This window comes from Methylophilus sp. 5 (genome assembly GCF_000515275.1).
Classification (GTDB): Bacteria; Pseudomonadota; Gammaproteobacteria; order Burkholderiales; family Methylophilaceae; genus Methylophilus.
This window is the reverse complement of record NZ_KI911560.1, coordinates 1,464,461-1,478,624: the sequence shown is the minus strand read 5'-3', so window position 1 is coordinate 1,478,624 and position 14,164 is coordinate 1,464,461. Positions and strand designations below refer to the sequence as shown.

15 protein-coding genes are annotated in these 14,164 nt (G+C 52.4%); 13 read left to right on the top strand and 2 right to left on the bottom strand.

The window, feature by feature from the left end; translation table 11 throughout:
* Positions 1–199 precede the first annotated feature (199 nt).
* From METH5_RS0106935 to tmpT, 12 genes are all read left to right on the top strand, one after another.
* Positions 200–1,126 carry a hypothetical protein gene (locus METH5_RS0106935; RefSeq protein WP_029147821.1) on the top strand — a complete coding sequence of 309 codons (927 nt, stop codon included), beginning with the start codon at positions 200–202 and terminating at the stop codon, positions 1,124–1,126.
* A 9-nt stretch (positions 1,127–1,135) separates the two neighbouring features.
* Positions 1,136–1,774 carry a DNA oxidative demethylase AlkB gene (gene alkB / locus METH5_RS0106930; RefSeq protein ID WP_029147820.1) on the top strand — a complete coding sequence of 213 codons (639 nt, stop codon included), beginning with the start codon at positions 1,136–1,138 and terminating at the stop codon, positions 1,772–1,774.
* 200 nt (positions 1,775–1,974) lie between these two features.
* Positions 1,975–2,301, top strand: coding sequence for a ribosome hibernation-promoting factor, HPF/YfiA family (gene hpf / locus METH5_RS0106920; protein WP_019881018.1), 327 nt, complete (start codon positions 1,975–1,977; stop codon positions 2,299–2,301).
* Positions 2,302–2,442: 141 nt separating this feature from the next.
* Positions 2,443–3,393, top strand: coding sequence for an HPr(Ser) kinase/phosphatase (hprK, locus tag METH5_RS0106915; RefSeq protein ID WP_029147818.1), 951 nt, complete (start codon positions 2,443–2,445; stop codon positions 3,391–3,393).
* A gap of 19 nt (positions 3,394–3,412) precedes the next feature.
* On the top strand, positions 3,413–4,294 hold the full coding sequence (gene rapZ / locus METH5_RS0106910) for an RNase adapter RapZ (protein WP_029147817.1): 882 nt from the start codon (positions 3,413–3,415) through the stop codon (positions 4,292–4,294).
* 24 nt (positions 4,295–4,318) lie between these two features.
* Positions 4,319–4,726: a PTS sugar transporter subunit IIA gene (locus tag METH5_RS0106905; RefSeq protein ID WP_029147816.1), complete on the top strand. Its 408-nt coding sequence runs from the start codon at positions 4,319–4,321 to the stop codon at positions 4,724–4,726.
* Positions 4,727–4,738: 12 nt separating this feature from the next.
* Complete coding sequence (locus METH5_RS0106900) at positions 4,739–5,008, top strand: HPr family phosphocarrier protein (RefSeq protein ID WP_029147815.1); 270 nt, start codon at positions 4,739–4,741, stop codon at positions 5,006–5,008.
* Positions 5,009–6,760, top strand: a complete 1,752-nt coding sequence (ptsP, locus tag METH5_RS0106895) for a phosphoenolpyruvate--protein phosphotransferase (protein ID WP_029147814.1) — start codon at positions 5,009–5,011, stop codon at positions 6,758–6,760.
* A gap of 130 nt (positions 6,761–6,890) precedes the next feature.
* On the top strand, positions 6,891–8,921 hold the full coding sequence (locus tag METH5_RS0106890; protein WP_029147813.1) for a M3 family metallopeptidase: 2,031 nt from the start codon (positions 6,891–6,893) through the stop codon (positions 8,919–8,921).
* A 71-nt stretch (positions 8,922–8,992) separates the two neighbouring features.
* On the top strand, positions 8,993–9,304 hold the full coding sequence (locus METH5_RS0106885) for a hypothetical protein (RefSeq protein ID WP_029147812.1): 312 nt from the start codon (positions 8,993–8,995) through the stop codon (positions 9,302–9,304).
* Between the two features lie 190 nt (positions 9,305–9,494).
* On the top strand, positions 9,495–10,742 hold the full coding sequence (locus METH5_RS0106880) for a hypothetical protein (RefSeq protein WP_029147811.1): 1,248 nt from the start codon (positions 9,495–9,497) through the stop codon (positions 10,740–10,742).
* Between the two features lie 56 nt (positions 10,743–10,798).
* Positions 10,799–11,437, top strand: a complete 639-nt coding sequence (gene tmpT / locus METH5_RS0106875) for a thiopurine S-methyltransferase (RefSeq protein WP_029147810.1) — start codon at positions 10,799–10,801, stop codon at positions 11,435–11,437.
* Here the strand turns inward: tmpT and METH5_RS0106870 are convergent.
* Entirely contained in the window at positions 11,420–12,091 is a 672-nt protein-coding gene (locus METH5_RS0106870; RefSeq protein WP_029147809.1) for an HAD family phosphatase, read from the bottom strand. The genes tmpT and METH5_RS0106870 overlap by 18 nt on opposite strands.
* A gap of 247 nt (positions 12,092–12,338) precedes the next feature.
* On the opposite strand from METH5_RS0106870, the gene METH5_RS0106865 reads away from it, so the two are divergent.
* A complete protein-coding gene (locus METH5_RS0106865; RefSeq protein ID WP_029147808.1) occupies positions 12,339–13,232 on the top strand; it encodes an N-acetylmuramoyl-L-alanine amidase in 894 nt (297 codons plus the stop codon).
* A 40-nt stretch (positions 13,233–13,272) separates the two neighbouring features.
* Here METH5_RS0106865 and METH5_RS0106860 read toward each other — a convergent pair whose 3' ends face one another.
* Positions 13,273–14,160 carry a transglutaminase family protein gene (locus METH5_RS0106860; protein ID WP_029147807.1) on the bottom strand — a complete coding sequence of 296 codons (888 nt, stop codon included), beginning with the start codon at positions 14,158–14,160 and terminating at the stop codon, positions 13,273–13,275.
* Between the last annotated feature and the right edge of the window lie 4 nt (positions 14,161–14,164).

The window sequence follows — 14,164 nt, the reverse complement described above, 5'->3', positions numbered from 1 at the left end:
GCCTGCGCATTGGCTTCTTGCGCAATAATCGCCTAAAATACCCGGGCGGGTGCAGTGAATCAGGCAGTAGGCGGTGACGCTGATGAGCCGTCGTTGACCTCGTGCGACCCTGCCGATATAGATGAGGCGCACCCGCCTCAGTAACACCAAGGGTTGAGGCGCACCCGCCATGACATCCTTTCAAGGAGCGCGTAGCAACATGCGTGACTGTTACCAATGCTGGTTGATCGCACTACTGCTGAGCCTGCCAACACCAGCACTGGCGCGCGAGGTGATGCAGCTGTGGGTTACGGTCGACTGGGAAGGCTTGTCATTACAAGAAGACAATCTGCAAGCCATGCAAAAATTCCGGCAACAGTTTCCGCATATCCCGCTCCTACACCTGATTAACCCCGCTTACTTTATACAGCCCGGCGTGAACCGCGCGCAAATTGGTAGCCAAATACGCAGCACCTTTTTGCCACAAGACACTATCGGCCTGCATATACACCCCATGCGTACACTGGTTAATTATTGCGGCATTGGCTACCAGGCTGCACCGTCTATTTCTGGCGCTGATGAAAATTGTACACAGAACAGTTGCGGCCACACCGTCAGCCTGGAATATGCGTATAGCCAGACCGAGCTCACACATCTGGTGCGTTGTGCCAGTGAGCTGATGGTGAGCAATGGCTTTAACCGCCCGCGGCATTTCCGCGCCGGGGCCTGGCAGTTTGGGCCCAAGTTACAAGCTGCGTTGGAGGCCAACCAGGTTCTGTGGGACAGCTCGCGCATTGATGCCAATTTACTCACCACGCGCTGGCATGTCGACAGCCCATTGGTAAAACTGCTACAACAACTGCACCCACACAGCACGCCCGTGGGTCAAATGATAGCGATGGATCAACCCTATGCCCTCGGCTATCAACTGATGGAATATCCTGACAATGCCGCCATGGCCGATTACACCAGCACCAAACAACTGCTCACCTTGTTCGAGCAACTATTAAACGCCCACCAGCCAGTGATGGTGATGGGCTTTCACCAGGAGTCTGCCGCAGATTACTTACTGCGTCTGGAGCGGGCGATTCCTCGTATGGAAGCCCTGGCCAAACAACGTAATGTCACCCTCGAGTGGATGCCATAAACCAGCAGAATGGATTTATTCTCAGCCCACCCCACTGAACCTGTAGCACTCGCTATCGGCGCCTATTGGCTGCCCGGGTTTGCCCTGCCCTGTATGCCATTGCTTTGGCAATGCTTACAGCAACATTTATTGGCACATCCGGCCCAACACATGATGACACCGATGGGCTACCCCATGTCGGTGGCTACCAGCAGCATGGGGCGTTGGGGTTGGGTCAGCGATGCGCAAAGCTATGGTTACAGTGCGCACAATCCGCTTACAGAGGCGCCGTGGCAAGCCATTCCGCCAGTGATACTCCAACTGGCGGCACAAGCGGCTGAGCAGGCAGGCTACGCCCGTTTTGTGCCCGACAGCTGCCTGATTAATAGTTACGCGCCAGACAGCAAGATGGGCTTGCATCGGGACAAAGACGAACAGGATTTTTCGCAGCCGATTGTCTCGGTATCACTCGGGCTCCCGGCCATATTTATGTTTGGCGGGGCCAAGCGCAGTGACAAAACCGCAAAAATACCCCTGCAACATGGCGATGTGGTGGTGTGGGGCGGTGCCAGCCGACGCTTTTACCACGGGGTGGCCGCCGTCAAGCCAGGGACGCACCCACTGACGGGTAGCAGACGGATTAACCTCACATTAAGGCAGGCAAAATAATCGACCATGAATGCCCCGCAGGCGCTCATGCACTTGCCAATAAAGTCTGCGCAATTTCTGATTAACATCAAAAACCCGCTTCACTTCCGGGTTGCATCTGTTTTTCAAAAGAGTAAACTGAAACTGTCTTATCGAAACTTTCACTTCTTTTTTATAGGTGAAAAACTTCGGTTGGATAATTTCAGAAAAAGGAGTTTGTCATGAATTTACAACTTACAGGACATCATTTAGAAATCACACCGGCATTGCGCGAGTACGTGTTATCCAAGTTCTCCCGCATCAGCAATCACTTTGATCATGTGATTGATGTCAAAGTCACCATGTCTGTTGAAAAGCTTGCCCAAAAGGTTGAAGCAACACTGCATGTGCCAGGCAACGATTTACACGCGACCTGCAGCGATGAAAATATGTACAGTGCTATCGACATGCTAACTGACAAACTTGACCGTCAGGTATTGAAACACAAGGAAAAACACGGTGACCACCATAAATCCGGTGGCGCAGTCAAACACCAGTTAAGTTCCTAAGTCTTGCCTCGCTTTCTCTACCCTTCCGGGTAGAGAACTCAAACCCGCTCAGCAGATTTCTTTTACGTCATTTCACCCCCGCCCGTCTGCATTCAGTTGTAAAATGGATGTCAATCTCATGTTTACATCTTGACCACACGTATGGCGCAAATCTCAGTCGCTGATTTGTACAAGCAGATTCGCAACAAACTCAAATTGAAATGGGTGGCAGGCGAATCAGGCAGTCAAAAAATACTGAACTCCGGCACGGTGACCAAACCCTCGTTGGCGCTGGTTGGACATTTGAATTTTGTGCACCCGAATCGGGTACAGGTGCTGGGCTGTGCCGAAATGGACTACATGGCAGGCTTAAGCATATTGGCGCTGCAACAGGCCGTGAGTAATTTATTCTCAACCGACCTCGCAATGGTGGTGGTGGCCAACGGTGAAAAAGTACCGCCCACCATGCTGGAGGCCGCCCAGCAAACGCAAACTCCCTTATTTACCACGCCCATGATCAGCCCGCAGCTGATGGAGTTACTTAGCCATTATCTGGCCGTGGCCACCGCAGAAACCACCAGCATGCATGGCGTGTTTATGGAGGTGCAAGGCTTTGGCGTGCTGATTACCGGCAGCGCCGCCATTGGTAAAAGCGAGCTGGCACTGGAGCTTATCTCACGTGGCCACCGGCTGGTGGCAGATGATATTGTCGACTTTTACCGCACCTCGCCCGAGCGCATTGAAGGCCGCTGCCCAGAGCTGTTACAGGACTTTCTGGAAGTGCGCGGCCTGGGCATTTTGAACATTCGCGCACTCTATGGCGATAATGCGGTCAAACCAACCAAGCCACTGGATATGATGATACAGCTGGAGCTGGCCGATGAAATGAAGCCGCAAGACCTGGACCGCCTGAGTGCTAACCGTCAAACTCAGCGCGTGCTGGATGTCGAAATCAGCAAAGTGATTATCCCGATTGCGGCCGGCCGCAACATTGCGGTGCTGGTTGAAGCCGCGGTGCGCAACCATATGTTATTGCTGCGCGGCGTCAATGCCACCAGACAGCTGACACAGCGGCAAAAACAAATCATGCTCAGAGAAAGTAAATTACGATGATAAAAAGGTGGTCACGCTTATGCAACTGGTGATTGTCACGGGGCTATCCGGCTCTGGTAAAACCATCGCTTTGCGTGTGTTTGAAGACAGCAGTTACTACTGCATTGATAACCTGCCAGCCACCTTGCTACCGCATATTCAAAACCATGTCGCCGACCGTGATGCGGCGAAAGTGGCTGTGAGCATAGACAGCCGCAGCATTGCCATTGAGTCTCTGCCGGATATCGTGCAAGCGCTCAAAACACAAGGCATTGCCGTGCATCTGCTGTTTTTAGATGCTAGCCTGGAAACGCTGGTCAAACGCTTCTCCGAAACACGGCGCAAACACCCGTTAAGCACGCCAGACCAGGCACTCTCCGAGAGCATTAATCATGAGCGCGAGCTACTGTCAGGCCTCAATAATTTGGGTCACCATGTAGACACCAGCAACTTGTCAGCCAATGCCTTGCGCCACCACACGCGTGACTGGATGTTGCAGATTGAGCAAAGTTACCAGGAGGCGCGTCCGCACTCACTGGTGTTGTCGTTTATTTCGTTTGGGTTCAAACATGGCATTCCGCTTGATGCCGACTTTGTGTTTGATGTACGTAGCCTGCCTAACCCGCATTACGACCCGGTTTTGCGTCCTTACAATGGCAAACAAGCCCCTATACAACAATTTCTGCAAAACGAACCACAAGTGCTTGAAATGCAGCGTGACATTCAGCACTATATAGAAAAATGGCTACCAAGCTTTTATCACGACCATCGCAGCTATGTCACCATCGGCATTGGCTGCACCGGGGGGCAACACCGTTCCGTCTATCTGGTGGAACAACTGGGGGCATACTTCAAGCAACAGCATCAAGTCATGATACGTCATCGTGAGTTACAAGATGCCCATGCCGTGGCGACCCCTTAATATACGGACTCTGAGAGTAAAATTATGATTGGTGTATTGATTATTGCGCATGGCAGCCTGGGCCCCAGCCTGATCGATTGCGCGACCCATGTGATGGGCAATCGCCCGGCACAGCTCGACTTTCTGGAAATTTCCAAGCATGACGACCCGGCTAATGTCTTGCCCAAGGCAGAGGCACTGGTCAAGCAACTCGACAGTGGCCAGGGCGTGCTGGTGTTGTCAGATATTTATGGCGCGACGCCATGCAACATCGTCACCCGCCTGCTGACACCAGATGCCATTGAAGGCGTCGCCGGGGTCAACTTACCCATGCTGGTACGCGTATTAAATTACCGTCATGAAGGCCTGCACTCCTGCATTCAAAAGGCATTAAGTGGTGGCCGCGATGGTGTTGTCCACTTTACCAAAACCACCTGTCACCACGCACAATAACGATTATTCTCTATGGCAAAACTCTCACTCGAAATCATCAACAAACTCGGCTTACACGCACGCGCCTCCACCAAATTCACCCAAACTGCCAGCCAGTTTAAAAGTGAAGTCTGGGTAGAAAAAAACGGGCGTCGCGTTAACGCCAAAAGCATCATGGGCGTCATGATGCTGGCCGCAGCCAAAGGCAGCATCATTGATATCGAAGCCACAGGCGCAGATGAAGAGCAAGCAATTGCGGCGCTGCAGGCCTTGGTGAACGACTACTTTGGTGAGGGTGAATAATTGACCAGTTTCAGCATGCACGGTGTAGGTGTTTCCAGTGGCATTGCCATTGGCCACGCACACCTGATCTCTCATGCCCTGCTGGAGGTGGTGCACTTTAAAATAGACGCCGATGGTGTTGCCGATGAAATCGCGCGCTTTGAGCGTGCGGTGGATCTGGTCAAGCATGACCTGGAGCAACTCAAGGCACAATTGCCCAAAAACGCACCTGCCGAGCTGGGTGCTTTTATCAATACGCACCTGGCCATGCTCAGTGACAAGTCGTTGTCCGAGGCACCCAAAGCGATTATTCGCAATGAACGATGCAATGCCGAATGGGCGCTCAAACAGCAAATGGATGACATCGTGGCGCAGTTTGATGCCATTGAAGACGCTTACCTGCGTGAGCGCAAGCAAGACGTCGTTCAAGTCGTCGAGCGCGTGATCAAGGTGCTGCTGGGCCGCGACCAACTCGCCGCCAGCGAAAAAAAACTGCAAGCCAGACAAGAGCGCGCCATGATTCTGGTCGCGCATGACGTTTCCCCAGCGGATGCCATCCAGTTCAAACATCATCAGTTTGCTGCGTTTATTACCGATGTCGGCGGCGTCACCTCGCACACGGCCATCCTGGCACGCAGCCTGAATATTCCGTCCATTGTTGCCTTGCAACGCGCACGCGACTTAATCAATGACGGCGAGTTGATGATTGTCGATGGTGCGGCAGGCGTTGTCATCGTCAACCCGGACCCAGAGGTGCTGGCGGAATACCAGCTCAAACAGAACCAGTGGCAGTTGGCGCAACAAAAGCTGCAACGCATCAAAACCACCAAAGCGGTGACGGTCGATGGTGTCGCCATTGATTTACTGGCCAACATTGAAGTGCCTGAAGATGTGATCAGCGCCAAAGCCTCTGGTGCAGTTGGCGTCGGTTTATACCGTACCGAGTTCCTGTTTATGAATCGCAGCGAAATGCCTGGCGAGCAAGAGCAGTTTGAGGCTTATAAACATGTCGCCGAGGCCATGAAAGGCTATCCGGTGACCATCCGCACACTGGATATCGGCGCCGACAAACAACTCAACCCGGATGAAGTCGTCACCGCGACCAACCCGGCATTAGGTTTACGCGCCGTGCGTTACTGCCTGGCCGAACCGCATATTTTTCACAGCCAGTTTCGCGCCTTGCTGCGCGCCTCGCATTATGGCCAGGTCAAAATACTGATCCCCATGCTGTCGACACTGGCAGAGTTACGCCAAACCAAGCTGTTGCTGGAGCGAGCCAAAGAATCGTTACGCAAGCAGAAAATACCGTTTGACGAGCAGATTCAACTCGGCGGCATGATAGAAATCCCGGCGGCCGCCATCAATGCCGATGCCTTCGCGCAAGAGCTGGACTTTTTATCCATTGGCACTAATGATTTAATCCAGTATACGCTGGCAATTGACCGTGCCGATGACGCCGTGGCGCACTTATATAACCCACTGCACCCGGCAGTGTTGCGGCTGATTCAAATGACGATCCAAGCCGCCACCAAGTTTGAAAAATCCGTCTCGGTGTGTGGCGAAATGGCGGGCGACACCCGGCTCACCCGCTTGCTGGTTGGCATGGGCATGCGTCAATTATCCATGCACCCTTCGCACATTTTGAGTGTTAAATCGCAAATCTTGCAGAGCGAAGAAAACATTCTGTCTAAACAAGCCAAAAAAATCCTGTCGTTCAATGACCTGGAAAAAATCGAGCCGCTGATTAAAAAATTTAACGGTGAAATGCTCTAAGCAAGGGCCGTCCAGGTCCTTGTATTTGGCAAACTCATCACCATCATCAACATATACAATCACCCAAGTGCGAACATTTGGCCAATAATAGGCCTCTATCGTGATATTGCATAAAACAAAGGATACTGTTGTGAGCACCAATCCATTACTCGTTTTTAACGGCCTGCCAAAATTTAATGACATTCGCCCCGAGCATGTGTCACCCGCCATTGACAGCCTGCTGGCTGAAGGCCGCAGCCTGATTGAGCAATTGGCCACGGCCTCTGAGACGCCTGACTGGCAACACTTTGTGCAACCGATTGAAAATTACTCAGAAAAGCTGTCACGTAGCTGGGGGCCGGTCGGCCATATGAACGCGGTGGTCAACACGCCGGAACTGCGTGAGGCCTATAACGATAACCTGGCCAAACTGACTGACTTTTACAGCGATTTGTCACAAGATGAACGCCTGTACAACAAATACAAGGCGATTCAAGCCAGCGCAGGCTATGCCACACTCAGCCGCGCGCAACAAAAAATCATAGACAACGAAGTACGCGGCTTTAAACTGGGCGGCGCTGAACTGCCAGCCGCCGAAAAAGTCCGCTTTAAAGAAATTGCCGAGCAATTATCTAAACTGGGCAGCAAGTTTGAAGAAAATATTCTGGACAACACCAACGACTTCAAGCACCTGGTAGCCGATGCTGCCGAACTTGACGGCCTGCCAGAAGATGCCTTACAGGCAGCGGCCGAAGCCGCCAAGGCCGAAGACAAAACAGGTTACCTGTTCACGCTGCACTACCCTTCTTATATGCCGGTCATGCAGTATTGCGGCAACCGCAGCCTGCGCGAAACGCTGTATCGCGCTTATGTCACACGTGCCTCAGAGTTCAGCAAGCCAGAGTGGGATAACACGCACCTGATTGCCGACTTGCTCAAACTCAAGCGAGAAGAGGCGCAGTTGCTAGGCTTTAATAATTATGCCGAACTGTCGCTCGCCACAAAAATGGCCGACACCCCAACACAGGTCATTGAATTTTTAGACACGCTGGCCAAACGCGCCAAGCCTTATGCTGAAAAAGACATGGCCGAGCTCAAAGCTTATGCCGAAAAACTCGGTTTTAGCGACATGCAGTCGTGGGATGTGGCCTTTATCAGCGAGAAGTTACGTGAGGAAAAATATGCATTCTCTGACCAGGAAGTAAAACAATACTTTCCGGAAGACAAAGTACTGGCCGGGTTGTTTAAAGTAGTCGAAACCATTTTTGGTGTGCAAGTGCGCAAAACCGACGCGCCGCTGTGGCATAAAGATGCCAGCTTTTATGAAATCAGCGACCAGCAACGCCAGCCGATCGCCTACTTTTACCTCGACTTATACGCGCGTCATGGCAAACGTGGCGGCGCCTGGATGGACGAATGTATTACGCGCCGCAAAACAGCCAACGGTATTGAGCTGCCTGTCGCCTACCTGACCTGTAACTTCTCGGCACCGGTCGGTGACAAGCCTGCATTGTTCACGCACGACGAAGTCATCACCTTGTTCCATGAGTTTGGTCACGGCCTGCACCACATGCTGACGCAAGTAGAAGAGTACAGCGTCTCTGGCATTAAAGGCGTGGAGTGGGACGCGGTAGAACTGCCCAGCCAGTTTATGGAGAACTTCTGCTGGGAGTGTGACGTGTTGCGCCACATGACAGCGCATGTAGACAGCGGCGAGCAATTGCCGCGCGCCCTGTTCGACAAAATGGTCGCCGCCAAAAACTTTCAGGCCGGCATGCAAACCGTGCGTCAAATCGAGTTTTCACTGTTTGATATGCGCCTGCACAGCACCTTTGACCCAGCGGCTAAACAAACCGCGCTGGATGTGCTGGAACAAGTGCGCAACGAAGTGGCCGTACTGCGCCCACCAGCATGGAACCGCTTCCCAAATAGCTTTAGCCATATTTTTGCCGGCGGCTATGCGGCAGGCTATTACAGCTACAAATGGGCAGAAGTACTGTCTGCCGACGCCTACAGTTTGTTTGAAGAACTGGGTGTGCTCTCAGAAGTTGCAGGTAGCCGTTTTAAATCCGAAGTATTGGCCCAAGGCGGCGCCCGCCCGGCCATGGAGTCATTTGTCGCCTTTAGAGGTCGCGAACCCAGCCTGGATGCCTTGCTCAGACATAATGGCATGGCAAGCTAACCACTCTCCTCACCAAGCCTTAGATGGCTTGGCTTTTTATGCACACTGTTTAAATACGCCAAGGAAACGCCATGTTACGCACTGCACGCTGGTTGCTAATCGCACTATGCCTGATCTCATCACACGGATTTGCTGCCGCCTCTGCAGAAGATGACATTCAAGCCAAAACACCAGATGGTGACGAAGTGGTTTTACACTCCAATGGCTATTGGGAGTTTAAAGACGCTAAAAAAGCGGCCGTGGCTAAAGTCAAAGTAGAAGAGTTTGAACGTAGCAATGGCTGCCCGCTTGGCATGCGCCCTAGCTTTCTCGGCATGGGACGCTGTATTTCTTATGACGACCCCATCCTCAAGCGCGGCTCATTGAGTGGCAAGAGTCGCTGAGCACGCCTCACCCCACAAAGCACTAAAACAGGGCAGCTAAGGCGGCCCTGTTGTTTTTTAAGGCGAGCTATCGTTTGCTTTCATATGCTCGCACCGCGCCAGTAAGCCGTTTGATTGATTTTTCAGACAAACGCTAAAGACAGGAACGGCCCTTGCTTAAACATGGCTTTACATTTAACGTTTAAGCATGATGATCAACTCACTCGACTTTGCCCGCCACGGCGATAAACAAAATTCAGCTTTTTTTGAAGAGTATTTGCAGAAGCTGCTCGAAGAACGTGACCAGATGGGGCTGACCGAGATGATTCAGGAAATTGATGCCCTGATGATTACGGTAGATCCGGACCATTCGATTCAATATATTGCCGAACTGTCACTGATGACGTCTTACCACTATCTGGTGACGCTGGAGAGTGAACACCACTGGACACATGTATTGCGCATAGACCTCAACTCACCAGATTTACTGGTGCGCGAGGTCAAAGACCCTAACCTGCGTGGCATTTTTCGCTCACTGAATGAAATCTACCCGGTGGGCGCGCGCAAGCCCAACAGCCGCTACATGGGTGAAATTATCCGTGTCAGCAATTTGCATGAAGTGGTCAAGCTGCAAGAAGAACGCGAGTTTCGGTTTTTTACGCAAGACGAGGTGCGTAAACTGGAGCTGCCAGGCAATGTGGCGGTGAGCAAACCCTCACCCTATACGCACAACATTGTCGGTTACATGAAGCGCGAGCCAGATGAGCTGCGCGTCTATTCGCTGGGCATCAGCACCATACGCCCCGATGTGCAGGCCGCGTATGACCAGGCCAAAGACCAGCAAGCCAAGCTGCGTATAGACGACTTGATTTTACCCGTCGACCACCTGGCGACACGTGTCTATAGCCAAAACCGTGAAGTGGCGATTCTGGAATACTTGTCGTGGTCTAGTTATTGTTTTTGGGGCGCCTACAATATCTGGGACCAGAACTCCTCAACCAACGTCACCAAAAGCGTGCATGGCTTTGCCGAAACCAAAAGTCCGGCCAAGGTATTCACCGCCAACAACACGCCTTATTTTGTCAATCATCTGGAAAAGCTGCCGTCGCCGACCGAAACCTTTGTGCGTAACTATGGCCCGCGTTTGCACCATATTGCGCTGTCGGTTAAAGACGGCACCCGCGATGGCAAAGAAAATATCGACTTTGTTGTCAACGCGATTGCCAGCCAGGGCAAAGGCTTTTTGCTGGATGTGATTGGCTCAAAAGAAGAAGGCCTGAAGCAGATATTTTCTAATGCGTCTGAACATTCATCGCTGATTATTGAGTATGTACAGCGCTACGATGGTTTTGATGGCTTTTTTACGCGTGACAATGTGGCCAAACTGACGGCCGCCGCAGGCGTGGAAGAGGGCGTGCTGGAGCAGCAAGCAAAACTGAGCCAACTGGCGGGCAAGTAATCGCGTGAGGGGTGGCTGCTTTATACTAGGCGCTACGTTAATGACCCCTCATCCGCATGCATCACGACTTTTGGCACCAGCGCTGGCAAAACCAGCAAATTGGTTTTCACTTAAATGCAGTGAATCCTTTTTTATCAACGCACTTTCACAGGCTAAACTTGCAGGCAGGCCAACGTGTGTTTGTGCCGCTGTGTGGCAAAACGCTGGATATTCACTGGCTATTAGCGCAAGGGCTTCAGGTCATTGGGTCTGAACTCAGCCAATTAGCTGTAGACGCATTGTTTATAGACCTCAAACTAACGCCTGAGATCACGCAAGTGGGCCCGCTGATGCACTATCGTGCGGCGAATATAGAGCTATTTCAAGGTGATTTTTTCGCGCTGAGTCAGGCACAGCTTGGGCCTGTGAATGCCGTCTATGACCGTGCGGCCCTGATTGCTTTGCCAGATGAAATGCGCACCCTGTACAGCCAGCAGTTAATGAAAATCACCGGTATGGCGCCTCAGCTTCTGATCAGTTTTGAATATGACCAGTCGTTAGTGCCAGGTCCGCCATTTAGCGTCAGCAAGCAAGAAGTTAGCGCCCACTATGAGGCGCATTACCAATGCACTGCGCTGGCAACGCTCACCATGACAAAAGGCCTGAAGGGGCAGTATCCAGCTGAAGAAACCGCCTGGCTACTCAGCCCGCGCTAAGGCACAGCCGACCAGGCTATCATGGTGCTCAAGCCAGTGCTGCAAGCTCTCAACCACCTGATGCGCGTTTGCACGTACCTGCTCGCTGGGCTGCCGCAGGTCGGGCACCACCACCACGCGCAAACCTGCCGCAATGGCTGCTTGAGCACCCAGCTCACTGTCTTCAAACGCAATACACTCATCAGCGTGCAAGCCCAATTTGTCTAGCGCCAGCAGATAAATATCCGGGTGAGGTTTACCGCGCTGCACCTCTTGCCCGCTGGTGACATGGCTAAAATAATCCAGCATACCAGTATGGTTTAAGCGATGTGTGATATGCGGCAAGGGCGAAGACGATGCCACGCTGCATACGATGCCTTGCGACTGGTAATACTGCAACAAGGCATGGGCGCCGTCTTTGAGTGGAAAAGCATGGTCGCGTGCTGCCAGAAAATCGTTTAGCCCCTGCATGACATGCTGAAAATTAGCCTCACTGCCTAACTGCTGCGTCATCAGGCGGGTCGAATCAGACCATATGCGCCCAACCAGCTCGACATATTCAGCTTGTGTGTACGTGATGCCGATGGTGGCCGCAGCCTGTATACAGCCTTGCATAATAATGCGCTCGGAGTCGATCAACAGACCGTCCATGTCAAAAATAGCCGCTTTAATCACTGACAACGCTCACTTGGCAAATAAAACACTATTTTACCGCGACCCGCTGAGGACTAAAAACACACTTTTGTATTTGTAATGGTTTTATTTGTCGCTTAAAACCCCTCAAACCTACACAACTTAACAAAGAGTGGCTACTATAAAACCACATGACACCAGCGCATCTACTGAAAGTCATGCCATGCACGAAACCGCTACAGGTGGAGGATGCACAGGTGGCGGCACTTAACCAATCAAGGAGCCCCGAATGGATAAAGCAAAACTGTATACCTTGCGCTGGTCGGCCATGCAAATTGCCAGGCTGGCTGTCGATGCTAAAGTCGATGCGCTGGCATTGAGCCAGATTGAGATTCTGTCGCAACTGCTGGAAGAGCCGGTGCCTGAGGAGTTTAGGCCGCCAGAACCGCCCCGCCCCAGCTTGCACCCGGAGGACATTGTCACCGAAAAAAAGCGCTATCCGGTCGGCGAAAAAAAGCTGTGGTATCCAGAAGCCGTCGTGCGCACTGACATTAAACGTGCAGCCCAGGGCGAATACCCGAAGCAATACCCTTACGGTGCCATTATTCACTTCACGGCCGGGCAATATAGCAAAGGGCTAGAAAACGCAGTGAGCGCGATTGCCAGCAGCCCTTATTTCTTTTGCTGCCTCAGCACCGATGGCACGCTGGTGCAAGCCAATCCGCTCAATCAATGGGGCTACCACGCGGGCGAAAGCGCCTGGACCATTGCCGGTGAAAAGCGTAACGGCGTCTCTAATTTTCTAGTCGGCATTGAGATCACCAATCCGGGCCGCCTCGAAGTGCATAACGGCAAGCATTACACCTATTGGGATACCGGCCACAAGCAACCGATAGACGCCAAAAAAGTACGTGTGATTGATAAAAATCGTGACAACATTCTGGCCGGGGCTTACCTGCCCTACAGCAAAGAGCAAGAAGCGACCCTGATTGAATTTTTGCTATGGGCCAAAGCCAACAATCCAACCGTGTTTGAGTTTGACTATGTACTGGGGCACGACGAGGTGGCTGGGCCCAAAGGCATCGGCCGCTGGCGCAAGAATGACCCAGGCGGCGCATTGTCGATGACCATGTCAGAGTTCAGGCAACTGCTCAAAGACGAATATAAAAAGCGTTATGGTTAACCCAGGCAAGCCAAACATGACAATGGCTTGGGGCACTTAATTAGGCTGGCGCATACGCCAGCGGTGTCACAGTGACGTTGACCGTGAGCTGCTGCTGGCCACCACCAAGCACCACCCCGCGCATGGGTGAAACATCGCTAAAGTCACGCCCCCAGGCCACGGTAATATGGTCCTGCTGTACCAGGCAGTTATTGGTGGGGTCAAAATCGACCCAACCGTACACCGGGCAATAGACAGAGACCCAGGCATGCGAAGCATCGGCACCCACCAGCCGAGGCTGGCCAGCAGGTGGATGGGTCAGAATATAGCCGCTGACATAGCGGCATGCCAACCCAAGTGAACGCAGGGCGCCTATCATCAGGTGGGCAAAATCCTGGCAGACGCCACGGCGGCCTTTGAGTACTTCATCTAATGGCGTGGAAATATCTGTCGCTTGCGGGTCAAACTCAAACTCGGCGTAGATATGCTGAGTGAGTGCCATGGCAGCTTCAAGCAACGAGCGCTGTGGCGTAAAACAGCTGCGCGCAAAACTGGCTAATGCCTCGCTGCACATGACTTTGGCGGTGGCATAAATAAAGGGGGCGGCGGTGAGGTGTAGCGTGGCCTGCAACTGCAACATGGCTTGTGCCTCTTCCCAGGCCGGGCTTTGCGTCAAGTCTGCCATAGTTGGGCGCGGCTGAATATCCACCTGAAAACGCGACAGCACGGCCAATGACTGGTGTGGCGTCAAAATGGTGAAGTAGTCATTATGGTTGCCAAAAAAGTCTGAGCGCCGTGACTGCTCGGCGGGCTGAGGCTCACAGGCCAGCGTATAAGAAACGCACTGCTGAAAGTCAGTCTGGCGCGGCATCATATGCAGCAGTTGCTGCGACTGAATCACAGCAAGATCGTAACTATAAAGCGTTTGATGTTCGACTTGATAGCGCATCGCG

Coding starts and splice junctions, on each gene's coding strand:
- METH5_RS0106935 (WP_029147821.1), top strand. CDS start 200: ATGCGTGACTGTTACCAATGCTGGTTGATCGCACTACTGCTGAGCCTG.
- alkB (WP_029147820.1), top strand. CDS start 1,136: ATGGATTTATTCTCAGCCCACCCCACTGAACCTGTAGCACTCGCTATC.
- hpf (WP_019881018.1), top strand. CDS start 1,975: ATGAATTTACAACTTACAGGACATCATTTAGAAATCACACCGGCATTG.
- hprK (WP_029147818.1), top strand. CDS start 2,443: ATGGCGCAAATCTCAGTCGCTGATTTGTACAAGCAGATTCGCAACAAA.
- rapZ (WP_029147817.1), top strand. CDS start 3,413: ATGCAACTGGTGATTGTCACGGGGCTATCCGGCTCTGGTAAAACCATC.
- METH5_RS0106905 (WP_029147816.1), top strand. CDS start 4,319: ATGATTGGTGTATTGATTATTGCGCATGGCAGCCTGGGCCCCAGCCTG.
- METH5_RS0106900 (WP_029147815.1), top strand. CDS start 4,739: ATGGCAAAACTCTCACTCGAAATCATCAACAAACTCGGCTTACACGCA.
- METH5_RS0106885 (WP_029147812.1), top strand. CDS start 8,993: ATGTTACGCACTGCACGCTGGTTGCTAATCGCACTATGCCTGATCTCA.
- METH5_RS0106880 (WP_029147811.1), top strand. CDS start 9,495: ATGATCAACTCACTCGACTTTGCCCGCCACGGCGATAAACAAAATTCA.
- tmpT (WP_029147810.1), top strand. CDS start 10,799: ATGCATCACGACTTTTGGCACCAGCGCTGGCAAAACCAGCAAATTGGT.
- METH5_RS0106865 (WP_029147808.1), top strand. CDS start 12,339: ATGGATAAAGCAAAACTGTATACCTTGCGCTGGTCGGCCATGCAAATT.
- METH5_RS0106860 (WP_029147807.1), bottom strand. CDS start 14,160: ATGCGCTATCAAGTCGAACATCAAACGCTTTATAGTTACGATCTTGCT.